This window comes from Leuconostoc suionicum (assembly GCF_001891125.1).
GTDB classification, from domain to species: Bacteria; Bacillota; Bacilli; order Lactobacillales; family Lactobacillaceae; genus Leuconostoc; species Leuconostoc suionicum.
In genome coordinates, this window is record NZ_CP015247.1 from 1478243 (window position 1) to 1492972 (window position 14730).

Consider the following 14730-nt stretch of genomic DNA (forward strand, 5'->3'; position numbering starts at 1 on the left):
TTTGAAATTTATCTCATGGAATATTGATTCCATCAATGCTGCAGTTGAACACAAAAGTGTCCGTGGTGAAATGACTTGGAGCACATTAAACGAAATTGCGACCATACGCCCTGACGTTTTTGCCATTCAAGAAACAAAATTAAAATCAACGGGATTAACTAAAAAACAAGCGACAGCCATTGCAGAACTTTTCCCAGAATATCATTTGTATGTAAATTCTAGTACTGCGCGCTCTGGCTACTCTGGCACGATGGTACTTTCAAAAGTGGAACCCACTCAGGTGGAATATCCTACCATTGGTGCGCCGGGTCCAATGGATTTAGAGGGACGCATTATTACCTTAGAATTTCCAACTTTTTTCCTATCAACTGTTTATACACCTAATTCAGGAAGCTCGTTGATACGTCTACCTGAACGTGGTGAGTGGGATGATAAATATCGTGAATATATCAAGAGCCTAGACGCTACCAAACCAGTTATTTTTAGTGGTGATATGAACGTCGCGCACCAAGAAATTGATTTGAAAAACCCAAAAACAAATCGACATTCTGCTGGCTTTACTGACCAGGAACGTGAAAAGTTTTCAGCACTATTAGATGCTGGATTTACAGACACTTTTCGATCATTAAATCCAGACACACCAAGTGTTTATACTTGGTGGGCACAAATCAGTAAAACAAGTAAGATCAATAATTCTGGTTGGCGAATTGATTACTATTTGGTTAGTGATCGAATCGCTGAAAATGTCACAGAGTCCTGCGTTATAGATACCGGTGCGCGTCAGGACCACGCACCGATTCTTCTCGAAATTAATGTATAAATAAAAAGCCATGCATAAATTGCACGGCTTTTTATTTATTTATTTTTAACGTATGGCTTAAGTACTTCTACTCCAAAATGATTAGATTCATAAATTAAGATATTGGCTGCAGCTACTGCATCATCAAGCGCATTATGGTGATGATCCAACGTAATCCCTAAATTACCGGCAACAGTGCTTAACTTATGATTTTCGAAATTTGGAAATAATTTGCGGCTAGTTTGAACTGTATCCAACAACAAATAATGCGGTTCATCAATATCGTAATATTGCAATGTTCCTTTCAAAATACCATTATCAAATGATGCGTTGTGAGCCACCACTAATTTATTTTCTGTGAAAAAAGGTGAAATTGTTTGCCAAACTTCGGGAAACTTTGGCGCGTCAGCTACATCTTGTCGATGAAGACCATGGATAGCTGTGTTATACGAGCTAAACGTTGTTTCCGGCTTGATTAATGAATAAAATTTATCAACTACTTGGTTATCACGCACAACCGCTAAGGCAATAGAAACTGCTGAATGCTTTTCACGGTTTGCTGTTTCAAAATCCATTGCTACAAAATTCATAGTTATAACTCCAAGATCATTCTTTGTAACTCTGTATCACGCCCATTTGGTAACGTAAAGTGCTCTTTTTCACCAATACTTAAGAACCCGTATTTCTGATAAATATGCACGGCGATGTCATTATCAATTTGTACATCTAGCCATACCTTTGATAGCCCATTAAATTTGGCCCAATCCAGAAGTGCTCGCATTAAATCCTGACCAAGACCAGCACCGTGAAATTGTTTCAAAATAGCCACACCGATTTCTTCATTTTCGATAGATCCTATTCCAACTGGTAATGATTGTTCCCCTTGTTCAGCAATTAACAACAAAGTAATCGCCGGTGCGTCGTTTTTTACAGGTATTTCATCACCATCACGCATACTTGCGATCAAAAATGTATCTGTTTCCGCCATTAATGCTTGAATTAATTGTTGCCATTCAGCAGCTCTGGCTAAGCTGGCTTCCTCTAAGCTGAACGCAATCGGTTGGCTCATATCAAATGTCATAGTTTTTCCTCAATTTCAATAACTGAACCAACACCTGCGATACTTATTGTTCGTTCGTTATCATCCTCACCTCGAGTAAATGTGATGTCCAATCGATTATTTGGCAACAAATCATTCATATATTGCGGCCACTCAATAAGCGTTACACCATCCGTACCGATAAAATCCTCGAATCCTTGATTAGCAGCACCTGTCATTTCCAACCGATAAGCATCAAAATGATAAATAGGAAAATCGCGCGCTGTGTAAGTATTCATAATATTAAATGTTGGACTCTTAACCCGTGACTTTACCCCTAAAGCGCGTGAAAACCCTTGGGTAAAGGTAGTTTTGCCCGCCCCTAAATCACCATTCAACGTGATCACTAAACCAGGATAGACAAATGACGCTATTCTACTAGCTAAACTTTGAGTTTGTTCAAAATTGTTTGTTAAAAATTCTTTCATTGTTTTATTATAGCACGAGAGAATTGGTAAGATTAAATCGAAATATATTTACTTTTTTGAGTTCATACATTATCTAATAATCCACAGTTTATTGTTATCCGAATGGAAAAAAGGTTTTGACTTTTTAGTTGGATAAAAGGTCATATTCTTATCCCTTAGCTTTTTTACGCCAGCAATAACCCCGCTATTTTTGTTAGTTGTAGCCTCTTTAACATAGTAGAGTCTGCCTGGAATAGCATCAAATGTAACAAGCCCTTCATCATTTGAATGGCGAATTAATGGTTCGCCATCTCTTTTTAAAGCAATTTTTTTGTTCTTAGAAAACAACTGAAAGGCAACAGATGGAACAGGATTACCATCTGAATCTAAGCGATAAAATGATAAATCAAACTTTTTCTTGGCTAACTTGATACGTATGATGCGTTTATACAAAAAGAAAAACTGCAATATAATTAATAAAATAATACCAATAATAGTAAGAGCTTGCTTAATATTATTGAACTTATCAGCGTTTTCAATATTTTTTGCCATATTTTTATTATAAGGAACTCGATATCCTGTCACCAACAAACGATGTGAATTAACCATGTAAGGTGTGCAGGTTATTAGCGTTACCAAGTCTTTATCAGGTTCAACTTGCAGCCCTTGGTAATCTTCAGGTTTGACAACTTCAATTTTGAAAACTCTATAAGCCAATTTTTTATGAAATACCGTTAATACAAAAATATCGTTTTTCTTAACATGATTTAAGTTCGTAAATAACATTCGTGAAGCCAAGCCACGGTGCGCGGAAATAACACTATGCGTGCCTTTCCCACCCAGAGGAAAAGATGTTCCTTGTAAGACGGTTGCACCATAGTTAAGTGTTTCTTCATTTGTCGTATCAAAAAGCGGAATATGCACATTAATTTTAGAAATACTAATTGTACCAATTAAATGCTCTTTCAATACAACGTGCTCTTTGTAAGTGGAACCAGAGAATGGATCACTCCCAGGTTGAATGCCATCTTTCCTTAACTGTGCATTTTTCTGTTGCATACGTGCTTCTTTTGCTGATATATCTTGATTAGTTTCCTTTTGAATTGTTTTGATCCGTTGCTGGTCAATAAAATGATTCAATGCACCGACATAAAAAGGATACAACGCTACTAAAAATCCTACAAGAAAAATGATATTTAAAAATATATTTTGTTTATTCTTTTTTTTACTGGTTTGCTTAGTCATTTGTTGCATCACCTTTTGATTGAATTTGGTAACTATTTTTAACTACTTTTCTTATATAGAATTTTTTAACCTTTAAATGTTTAACTATCGCTTTAAAAGGTTTGATGTTCATGTTTGGATTCATCGGAACTATTTTATACCTGCCACCACTAATTTCACCAAATGATACATAGCCTCTTGAGTCACTCGTAGCCTCACATAACTCATCTTGATCATTTAGTATTCTTTTACCAAAATAATCGACTACAGTGAATTTATATCCAGAAATAGGATGCCCATTATCATAAACAAAAAATGATAACTGATAATTTCTTTTATGTGATAATAGTTCAATAAACTCACGTTTGATGATATAAAAAATTAAAGCCATAAAAAGAAGAATCAGTGCCGTCAAACAAAATAAATATTTTCCTTGATACGATACTGCCTTTTTTTCTTGTTTATCAAATGAACTTTTATCCAATGGCACCCTTTTTCCAGTAACCAACAATCGATGTGTGTTCACCATATAGGGTGTACATGTGACCAACGTTGCCAAATCTTGGTTATTTTGTATTGTGATATCACTTAAATCTGTTGGTAAAACTACTTTGATTCGAATAACTTGATAAGCTAAACGTTTTCCATACACTTTCAAAAAAAACTTATCGCCTTTTTTTAATTCGTGCAGATGAGTAAATAATTCTTGATTAGGCAAACCACTGTGCCCCATTAAAACGGTATGCGTACTTTTTCCACCAACGGGATAAGAGCTGCCAGGCAATAATGTAATTCCTTTATACAAAAGACTGTCGGTCGTTGTATCAAACACCGGTAAACTCAGAGATATTTTAGGAATGAATATACTGCCTAACGAATGCTTTTGATAGTACTCTCTGCTCTCCTTGGGGACATTTTCTAACGTTTGCCCCAAGATATTCTTGACAGGTGATATACCAAGTTGTTGATTTTCTTTTGACTTTTGTTTGTTTTTTTTGATTAACTTTTCAAGTTTCTTGGCACTGGCTTTCTGATTGCTTTGGTTTAGTTGATTCACAGCACTTAATTCTTTTTGAGCCACATAGTTATTCACGCCATTAGCAATAAAAGGATACATAAACACCAAAAAACCAATGAAAAACATTAATGCAATGAACAGTTTCAGAAAAATATTAGCGTTGTTTTGTTTTTGTTCTGCCATCGGTCTAGTTATCCTTTGGAACCAAGGCTCATAATAATCAATGAAAACCATTATTTCAGAGAATTATGAACATGGTATTCATTTTTATAAAAAAAGTGCTTACCACGAATATGGTTTGCACTTTAGTTTTCAAATGTAATTAAATATTTTGATTCTTTTTATTACGCTTATTCCAAACATATGCGCCACTCATCAAAAGTGCACCTGCAATCAAGAACAAGTAGATACCAGAACCACCAGTTGATGGTAAGATACCCTTCTTGATGTTCGTAACAGTAATTGTTTGATTGTCAGCATAGCTTCCTTTAGTAACTGTAAACTTAACAGGAGCTGTCAAAAGTGCATAACCAGATGGAGACTTTGTTTCAACAAGGGCATAACTTTGACCACCCGTTAACTTGGTTGAATATTCAAGACCTTTTAATTCAACTGATCCTTGATCATTTGATGTATATATTGTCGCTGAGTCATTATTTGATGCCCATGTGTATGAACCATCAGTTGCTTGCGTTGCATAGGCAATTTTGTCACCATTTGCATTTAACTTAACCAACTGGAATTCTGCACCAGCAAGCTTTGCAGCACTTTGCTTGTCTTGCTTAACGAATTTCACACCACCAGTGTAGATTTCAGGTCCTTGAACTGGTGTAGAAGTAACATCTGTTCCGTTACCAATATTTAACGTAGCTGTGTTGTTCAATGCTTTGTCAGGAACAGCAGCATTAGTCAAGGTAGCATCATAAGTAACTGTTAACTTTTTACCGGCAGCAGCCTTAACAGCAGCTGCAGTTGGATTAAACGTTATTTTAAAACCTTTACCATTTTTGTCAGTTGCATCAGTTGCTGAAACTGTATAATCAGTTCCTTCAGTTAATCCTGCAACCTTTACTGTAGTAGCATCATCATCAATCCCTAAGTTGGGTGTATCAACTACATTAAATGTATCTTTATCCGCAATGTTCCATGGTACTGCTATTTGTAATTGATAACCAAATTTTTGGCCATAAGTGGCGTTATAAACCTTTGATCCATCAGGCAATGTCACAATCAAATCTTTTTTACTTTCGTCACTTAAATCTTTTGTAATAGCATCAGTTTGTTCGTTCTTGGGATAAACGTGAACATCAGAATTAATTTCTGAGTCTGATCCTGACTTATAAACGGGTAAAGCTAACACAATTGGAGCAGCTTTTTGTGTAACATTTGTTGGTGAATTTGTTTCAACAAACAAGTAAACCTTGTCTTTATCGCCGTCCTTAGACTTCAAATTTGAAAAAGTTACTGTGCCATCGGCTCCAGCTGTTACACCTTCTGCAACTTTTGTGGCGTAACTTGGTGCAGCATCAGTAGCATCTGATTGGACCTCTTGGGATGCTTTTTCAGCAGTGTCCCCATTAGAACGTAAGTTCAAATAATGGTCAGTTACATCATAAGCCGTAAAAGTAACACCAGCTAATGGCGTTCCACCAAAATTATTATCTACTTCACCTGTGTTGGTCTTACTATCCGGTACTTTCCCTTCATCAAAGACCCTTTTATGCAATGTAACATTAACACTATCTGTTGTGTCCGCAGATACACTAGTAACACCAAACAAGGCTGATACTAAAAGAGGAAGTACGAGTAAAATCGCATTAGCCATTTGTGACCATGATTTACTTTTCATTTTTAAAACTCCTTTTTAATTGTAATTTCTTCTTATAAATTTTTATCAATATTACCAATAAAATAATCAACAAACCGACTAAAGAAATTGAACCAATTGCTATCCCCGTTTCTGGTAAGAATGGCAAGCTAAACTGTGTTTTCTTAGTAGGTTGCTTCTGTTGGTAATTCAAAACTCTCGGACTTGCATTTTGATACACGTCATTAGGTATCATACCAGCAGCTACTTTAGACAACGGCTCGCCATTAACAGTAATTGGCGGCACATTAGCTAAGCTAGTGACTGCTGGAATATTAACACTAATGTGTTGTGCCTGAGAAGATATTTCAAAGTTCTTTAATGTTTGAACCTCTTGAAAATAATATTGACCCGCGGGTAGTTTACTATTATTCAAAGCAACTAAACCGGTATCATCAGATACGACTTTCTTTACTTCTTTCTCATGTAGTGGGTCATCAGTAGTTTTCCAACTATCATCATTAGTCAAATATTTTTTTTGGTTGTCAACTGTTTTATACAACACAAATTTGACACCTGCTAATGGTAATTCTTTATGGTCAAGCGTTTTTCCATATTTAAAAAAATATGGTATGCGTGTGACAATAGCAGATTTGGTCTCGATTTCAATTTTGTTTTTATCTATATCTTGGTTGCTTAGCGAAAATGCAACTGGATCACTAACCTGCTCATAGGACAATCCATTATTTTCAAGTTGGCTACTCTTTTGTTGTACAATAAGATAAGCTTTTCCATATTCTTTTGAAATATGAAATGTTGCCTGTCCATTGGCGTCAGTACTTTTAGTATCAATTAAACGAATATGATGATCTTGAATATAATTTTGAATACCCTGATTTTGAGATTTCAAATCTTCAAAATAATTTTCATCATCTTCATGCTTCTGGTAATCAGCCGTCAAATCATACAATTGAAATGTTACGTGACTGCCAGGAGTATAGGATACTGGATTTGATTCATACACACTCAACTGATGATGCAATTCTATCGTAAATTGGTTATCAGTATCGGCTAAAACCTTTAAATTGTCTTGTTGCAAGCTAAGCAGCCCAAATGAAATACAGGTAATGATAAACACAATCATTTTTTTAATCATGATCGGTTACCCCTCTTTATTCGGAAAATATAATAACCGCTAGCACCCAAGGCAATTAATATAAAGGCACCAGCTATCAACATGTAGTGCACAATACCAGTACCACCTGTAGATGGAAAAACAGTTTTATTTGAATTGTTGACCGTTAGGCTAATCTGATTGTTACCTGCATCATTTTGTAAAGTTGATTTCCAATCGCCATTATTGTTAGTTATCTTAACACTGCCATCATCAGAAATTATTATTGTGACATCTTTACTAGCAATGTATCCATCAGGAGCTTTTGATTCTTTCAAAGTATATGTTCCTGATGAAAGATTTTCAAAAGTGAAAGTCGACGTTGGATCGGTTTCTTTGTAAACTGATGTTTTGCCATCAGAGTCAGTTAATGTGAATTTAGCATCTTTTAGCGCATTTCCAGTTGTTTTGTCAACTTTATTAACTGTCAGATCAAACTTTTTGAAAGCATCATTTTTGACAAATCTAACAACATTATTATTATCAGTATTGTTTGATTTATCAGTAGCAATAGAAAAACCATCTTTATAGCCGTTGCCATCAGTGGTTGGTGATTTCACATTAATACCTTGACCGCTACTTGACCATTTCCCATCTTGCGATAGTGTTATTGGATAAACCGTAGAATCAAGTTGATATCCAGATGGACTTTTAGTTTCTTGAATGGTGTAATCCCCTGGTGTCAGTTGCTGTAACTGATTATCTGTTAATGTATAGGACTGCTTGCCATCTGCTGATTTAACAATAAATTCAGCTCCAGTGAGTTTATTTTTCGAGTTACTTGCATACTTATCAATAATCAAACCATATTGTGTATTTGTTATCGTTGACTCATTTGTTTTGTTAGTAATGCTTGAAACATAACCATCCGTACTTTCGTTTAGCACCTGATAATTGAACGTTCCACCTTTGTTATCATAAGCTGGTAACGAAATCAATTGATTATTTCTATTCAACTGTTTGAAAGTTTTAGACCAATTATCCGATTTACCCAAAGTACCAGTGGCCCGCCAATCATTTGATTGGTTGTTCGCAGTTCGCGTTACTTCAAAATTAATACTATCTGGTCGCTTCGATGAATCAAGCAATTCTTGCCATTGCTTGGTAACTTTTAGCTCCGTTCCAGGTGCTTTAGCAGAGGGAACACCAAATTCGACAGCATTACTATCCTTTGTCGGTGTAAATGTTGTTTTGCCATTCATCTGATACCAGTAATCCGGTTTAAAATTATCTGATTCAGTATTTAAATGAACCTGATAATGTATTTGAATTTCTTGATCTTTCCCCAGATTAATATTACTTACAGAGATACTTCCGTTTGATTTGGTAACTGTTGGTAAATTCTGAACAACACTACTTCCTACACTCTTAACAGTCGGCGTGTCATCCCCATAGATAAATTGAGAACCTAACGGATCTGAAATACTGCCTTGGTTGACCGTGTTGAATTGACTCAGAACATCTTTTGCTTGATTTTTCAAATACGTTTCTACATCAGCTGCACTGTTAGCATCTTGATAAAGACCAGGAGAGGCCAATAGCTTCATCCGATCACGTACTTGGCTATCAGTTAAGTATGTATAGCTATTATTATTTGTATAACCTACATCTTTGGATAACTGAATGCCCAATGCATGTAATTCGGTACTTTGATTTTTTGCAATTAATGATTCACCTAATGTTGCTGGCCAAGTATCCTTAATAGTTTTCCCAGAAACGTTATACGATGAGGGTGTTCTACTATTTCCACTTGCTTTCCATAACTGAGAAGTAAATCCTGGTTCGTCTCGATTTGTACCGAATGCTGTCCCATAATCTGTTCCATTAATAGTCGTTGCCCCAGTAACCTTGTATGAAAATGTAGGCACTCCATCAGTTAACAAGATCATCATTTTCTTGTGATCATTACTGTCACTAGCGAGCATGCTTTGACCTGTACGAATTCCTAATTGTGTGAAAGTTCCACCTGTAAAGTCGTTAGCTAATAAATTATTAATTCTCGTTATATGCGCTTGATTATCAGATGCATCAATATTTTCAGACAGCGTTCCTGAACTACTTATATAATCTGGACTGGAAAAGCCAACTACACCGACATTAACGTACTGACCGATTCCGGCATCGTTAATGGTTTTCAAGAAATTTTTAACACCTTGACGAGCTGCACCAACTCGGTCATTTCCACCATTTACAGATGAGTTCATTGATCCCGACATATCAACAACTAAAACAATATCGATCGGTTTAATGTTCTTAACTTCATTGCCTTTAGCATTCAAGTAGACATCGTATAATCCTGGTGTAGATGTTTCTTTAGCATACTTCCGAATTTGATAATCTGGGTTACTAGTATCCGTACCAAATTTCAAATATGATTTTGATGTATCAGATGAATCCCCATTCCAACTGCTGTTCTTGTCCCAGCTATTACTAGTATCTCCACCTTGATGATTTATCACCGTATTTTGACCTGGAATAGTCCACGAATTAGTGGGAAATACGCCTGTACTATTACTCGTATACTGTGGCGTAATATCACTCGCAGCAGATACTGTAGTCAATGGTATCATCAACGCATTTACTACTAATGTTGACAATATCAACAAAATCCCAAAGACACGCAGAAATAAACCGTTCACAATCTTGTGAATGTTATTTTTCATATTTCTCCCTTCTAAGAACTCTTCAGTGTTCTTGTTTTAAAAAACATCACTTCTCTCACAAAGTGTTAAAATTGCAAATTTGTATTAAGACTCGCAATTTTAAAAACGCAAACTCTTTTGATAAAAGTTTAGTACAGGCTAAAATATATTATGACTTTCACCAATTAAAGAATCTGTAAATATAAAATATGATTCTCTATTAGTCATCCACCTTTCTCTACAAATTACATGTGATTATTCTCTCTAAATTAAGCTGTATGATCACAAGTACTTCATATTATGTATGAATTCTTTTATGATTTCATGATAAAAAAAGGTAGTTTATATCAAAAAAAGATATTTTGCCTCCTGATGTTATATTTATTACTTAATAGTTTTTATACAATTATGAATAATAATATTTTATAAAGAGAGAACAAATCTTAACCACACGTTTAACGATTAAATGTAATTTCCGGGAGAAGTAATGAAAGATATTAAAAAGTTAGCAAACATTTTAAATGCTGATGTTATTTTGATTGACATTGCCACAAAACAAGTAAATTACTTAGATGAATCTACTAATAATTCCAATAAAAATGTTGTGAATTTATTAATTGATAATATTGAGCTGCTCACAAATCACATTTATCAATCGCTAGACTATAATTCTGGTCATATTTTAACTTGCCATGTCAATGAAGAAAGCATCGTTTGCTTCTCTTTTAAATACGACGACCCACTATCAACGAGTAGTGAGCTAATGATGTTACATTCTCTTTCAAATCTAAAATCCATTTCTCAAATTATCTATACTTTATATAATTCTAACGATGCGCCAGAAGAAGAGGTCCACATTACAAAGTTTTCAGATAAACTCCACATCAAAAAAGAGAGCAATGAACCCTTTAATCCAAAAATATTTTTTAATACAGAAACCGATATTATCAAGTCAATTGTTTATTCACGTAAAGCCAATTTAATCACAGCGCTTGAAAAGTTGTCACGTTTAAAAATAATTGGTGAACGTTTTGCTTCCAACAACATGATTAGAGGCGAAAAAGATACGCTTATTTCCTATGTTTCCGTTTTAAACCGAGCGATTATACAATGGGGGTACCCCGTCGAATCAGCATTTCAATTGCACAATGAGCTTGTGCAAGAAATTGAACTATCTCCTCAGTTTCTGAATTTTTTTCAAGTTATTAGAGAAGTTACTTGGCATTATTTTAAAATTGTGCAGAACCATAGAATTCACAATTTCTTACCGCTTCATCAAAGAATTAAACAATATATAAAGGAGCATATTAGCGAAAACATTACACTTGATGACATTGCTACGGCACTGAATGCTTCAAAAAAGACGTTTAATCCAGCCTTCAAAAAAGAGTATAAAATAACGATTACTCAATTCATTAGGCAAACCAAAATAGATACGGCAAAAGAGTTGTTAATTGCTTCGAATCTCACATTACTAGAAATTTCAAATTTGCTATCTTTTTCAACTGCAAGCTATTTTGTCAAAACTTTCAAAGAGATAACCGGAATAACTCCTAATCATTTTCGCCAACACTTTTTTGATGAAGAACTTCATTTGTAAATATTAATCAATAAAAAAATGTGTACACTCGTTTTATAAAAAACGAGTGTACACATCTCCCAAAAATTACTATTAATAAATCATCGCACTAACTTATCCCAAATCACAACCTCATTTTGTGCCAACGATTTAGGTACATCAATAATTCTTTGATTAGCGCTACCTCTAAACTGTAATGTTAAGTCTTTTTCTTCTTCCAAGAAGCGACCATCCACCAGAATATCTAGTAAGGATAATAACCGCATCTTATCATAGGTCTCTTGTTCCAGCTCTTCCCATGTATACCCAGTCCACGACCAAATATCTTTCGAATGGCCAAATTCTTTCCGAATCCGACGGCAGAGCTGTAGACATACATCTGTGTTTAAGAATGGTTCCCCACCTAACAACGTCAGCCCTTGGACATAGTCTTGACTCAAATCTTCAATAATTTGGTCTTCCAGTTCTTGTGTGTAGGGCTGTCCAAAATGAAAATTTTGCGCGGCAACGTTGTAGCAACCGGGACATAAAAACAAACAACCACTCACATATAAACTACAACGAACCCCTTCGCCATCAACAAAATTGAAGGCTTTATAGTCAGCGACATAATTTTGACTATACTTTTGTGCGGTCCATTCTTTGGGCATCGGATTGTTTGGTTTTCGCAAAGGTCGCGACATTTTCAATCATCTCCTTAGTTAAATTCTTTTGACGTGAAATTATTTCAACGTGTCGACCATGAACCATTGGTCGTTGCTGAGGATTCCCTAGATAGCCACACGTTCTTTTGACCACATCACACAATTCAGGATCATGGTTACCACACTCAGGACACATAAAGCCACGCGCTGTTGACTTGAATTCACCAGCAAAGCCACACTTGAAACACTTGTCGATGCATGTGTTGGTACCTAAATAGCCGACATGGTCGTAGGCCCAATTCCAAACGGCTTCTAAGGCTTGCGGGTTTTGCTTTAAGTTAGGATATTCACAATAGTGAATGAAACCGCCCGACGCATATTTTGGAAACGTCTCTTCAAATGATATTTTTTCAAATGGTGTTGGATGCTTTCTAACATCATAATGGAAGCTATTGGTATAGTACTGCTTGTCAGTAATGTCAGGCACATCCCCAAATTTTTCTTGGTCAAGATGGCAAAATGTATCGGTCAAAGATTCGGCTGGTGTCGAATACAAACTATAGTGATAACCACTCTCTGCTTCCCATTCTTGACAATAATCATGCATTCTTTTAACAACTGCTTCAGCAAATTGATGTGCTTCCGGATTCTTTTCCCAGTCTGGACCAAAGAATGCAATGCATGTTTCATAAACGCCCACATATCCTAATGAAATCGTAGCGCGACCGTTTTTAAACACTTCATCAACACTATCAGTAGCCTTCAATCTTTTGCCAAAGGCACCGTACATATACAGCAATGGTGCATTTTCTGGTACAGCTTCTTTGGTACGTTCAATCCGGTAAGCTAGCGCATCATGGCATAATGCCATTTTTTCATCAAAAATCTTCCAGAATAGATTCATATCACCTTTAGCAAACAGAGAAATACGTGGTAAGTTAACGGAAACAACACCCAAATTCATACGTCCAGAATTAACTTCAACGCCTGTTTCATCTTCCCAACCTTGTAAGAATGAACGGCAACCCATTGGTGTTTTGAAACTACCTGTCAATTCAACAATTTTATCGTACATTAATAAATCAGGATACATACGTTTGGTTGAACATTCCAAAGCTAATTGCTTAATATCGTAGTTTGGATCTTCTGGACTAAAATTCAACCCTTTTTTCAAAGTAAAGATTAGTTTTGGGAAAATGGCCGTGCGCCGTTCTTTCCCTAGTCCTTTGATACGAATCTGTAAAATAGCTTTCTGGATTTCCCGCTCTAACCAGCTTGTCCCCAATCCAAAATTAACAGTTGTAAATGGTGTTTGCCCCTGGGAAGAGTACAACGTATTGATTTCATACTCCAATCCTTGCATCGCATCGTAAATATCTTTGCAAGTCTTTTCTTTGGCGTACTCTTCTTGTCGGTCAGCATCAATCCATTTTTTGGCGTCAACAAGGTGCTTATCATAGTTCATTTGTGCATAAGGCGCAAGTAACTGATCAATCCGATTAGCTGAACAACCACCATATTGTGAAGATGCGACGTTGGCAATAATTTGAGCCATTTGCGCAGTAGCAGTTTGAATAGAATGTGGTGAATCTACCCACGCATTTCCAATTTTATAGCCGTTTGTTAACAAGTTTTCAAAATCAATCAAACAACAATTGGTAGCTGGTGTGACTGGTGAATAATCCAAATCGTGCCAATGAATATCCCCACGTAAATGTGCTTTGGCTACCAAAGGTGGCAGCATTTGTAATCCTAACGCACGACTTGCTGCTCCCGCTTCCAAATCACGTTGCGTGTTGAATACGCGACTATCCTTATTGGCATTTTCATGGACGACACTCTCATCTTGGGCAAAAAGTTTCTCTATGCGTTTTTGAACATCTGAAGCATCGGAGAATTTTTGTTGGTCTGCTACATAGTATGAATTATAAGCATCCACAGCATCCAACTGTTCATATTTTTTAAGTAAGGAAATTAACAAATTGCGAATTTCTATTGTTGTGATACTCGCTTGGTTCGCCAACATTTGATATAAATCACGGTTGATATCGTTGATAATATTTTCTGATAAATTGAGCTTCTCTAAAATAAAATTAATTTTATAAGCATAGAATTGTGTTCCCTCACCGCTATGCTTGATTACTGTTAAATCAGGTAACTTCATAAGTTTAATCATATTGTTCATTACTAAACTATTTCCTCCAGTGCTATTTTTTTGAATTGCTATAACTTAAATACTACAACTATTTTTTCAATTAGAATAGGACAAAGAGTGTCCCGTTTTGAAATTTAATTTAGAAATCCACTGTTCAATAGTCCTAAAAGAATTAAGGCATT

At 35.7% G+C, this 14730-nt stretch carries 12 protein-coding genes; 2 read left to right on the top strand and 10 right to left on the bottom strand.

Annotated features, from left to right (window positions below; translation table 11 throughout):
• Position 1 precedes the first annotated feature (1 nt).
• Positions 2–820, top strand: coding sequence for an exodeoxyribonuclease III (locus tag A6B45_RS07370; RefSeq protein WP_072613996.1), 819 nt, complete (start codon positions 2–4; stop codon positions 818–820).
• Between the two features lie 35 nt (positions 821–855).
• On the opposite strand, the gene A6B45_RS07375 is transcribed toward A6B45_RS07370, so the two are convergent.
• The 8 genes from A6B45_RS07375 to A6B45_RS07410 form a co-directional block, all read right to left on the bottom strand.
• A complete protein-coding gene (locus A6B45_RS07375; RefSeq protein ID WP_072613997.1) occupies positions 856–1389 on the bottom strand; it encodes a 3'-5' exonuclease in 534 nt (177 codons plus the stop codon).
• A gap of 2 nt (positions 1390–1391) precedes the next feature.
• Positions 1392–1880 (bottom strand): GNAT family N-acetyltransferase, encoded by a 489-nt coding sequence (locus A6B45_RS07380; RefSeq protein WP_072613998.1) that lies wholly within the window; start codon positions 1878–1880, stop codon positions 1392–1394.
• Positions 1877–2326, bottom strand: a complete 450-nt coding sequence (tsaE, locus tag A6B45_RS07385) for a tRNA (adenosine(37)-N6)-threonylcarbamoyltransferase complex ATPase subunit type 1 TsaE (RefSeq protein ID WP_002815260.1) — start codon at positions 2324–2326, stop codon at positions 1877–1879. Before tsaE ends, A6B45_RS07380 begins: the two co-directional genes overlap by 4 nt.
• Before the next feature lie 69 nt (positions 2327–2395).
• Positions 2396–3550, bottom strand: a complete 1155-nt coding sequence (locus tag A6B45_RS07390; RefSeq protein ID WP_072613999.1) for a class C sortase — start codon at positions 3548–3550, stop codon at positions 2396–2398.
• Positions 3543–4730, bottom strand: a complete 1188-nt coding sequence (locus tag A6B45_RS07395; protein ID WP_072614000.1) for a class C sortase — start codon at positions 4728–4730, stop codon at positions 3543–3545. Before A6B45_RS07395 ends, A6B45_RS07390 begins: the two co-directional genes overlap by 8 nt.
• A gap of 139 nt (positions 4731–4869) precedes the next feature.
• A complete protein-coding gene (locus A6B45_RS07400) occupies positions 4870–6396 on the bottom strand; it encodes a SpaH/EbpB family LPXTG-anchored major pilin (protein WP_072614001.1) in 1527 nt (508 codons plus the stop codon).
• The gene (locus tag A6B45_RS07405) at positions 6386–7510 is read right to left on the bottom strand and encodes a prealbumin-like fold domain-containing protein (protein ID WP_072614002.1); all 1125 of its coding nucleotides are present in this window, start codon (positions 7508–7510) and stop codon (positions 6386–6388) included. Before A6B45_RS07405 ends, A6B45_RS07400 begins: the two co-directional genes overlap by 11 nt.
• A complete protein-coding gene (locus A6B45_RS07410) occupies positions 7507–10191 on the bottom strand; it encodes a SpaA isopeptide-forming pilin-related protein (protein WP_072614003.1) in 2685 nt (894 codons plus the stop codon). Before A6B45_RS07410 ends, A6B45_RS07405 begins: the two co-directional genes overlap by 4 nt.
• Positions 10192–10657: 466 nt before the next feature.
• On the opposite strand from A6B45_RS07410, the gene A6B45_RS07415 reads away from it, so the two are divergent.
• Positions 10658–11770 (top strand): helix-turn-helix domain-containing protein, encoded by a 1113-nt coding sequence (locus tag A6B45_RS07415; RefSeq protein WP_072614004.1) that lies wholly within the window; start codon positions 10658–10660, stop codon positions 11768–11770.
• An 80-nt stretch (positions 11771–11850) separates the two neighbouring features.
• Here A6B45_RS07415 and nrdG read toward each other — a convergent pair whose 3' ends face one another.
• The gene (gene nrdG, locus A6B45_RS07420) at positions 11851–12432 is read right to left on the bottom strand and encodes an anaerobic ribonucleoside-triphosphate reductase activating protein (RefSeq protein WP_002815265.1); all 582 of its coding nucleotides are present in this window, start codon (positions 12430–12432) and stop codon (positions 11851–11853) included.
• Positions 12368–14578, bottom strand: a complete 2211-nt coding sequence (gene nrdD / locus A6B45_RS07425) for an anaerobic ribonucleoside-triphosphate reductase (protein WP_072614005.1) — start codon at positions 14576–14578, stop codon at positions 12368–12370. The genes nrdG and nrdD overlap by 65 nt, the downstream gene beginning before the upstream one ends.
• Between the last annotated feature and the right edge of the window lie 152 nt (positions 14579–14730).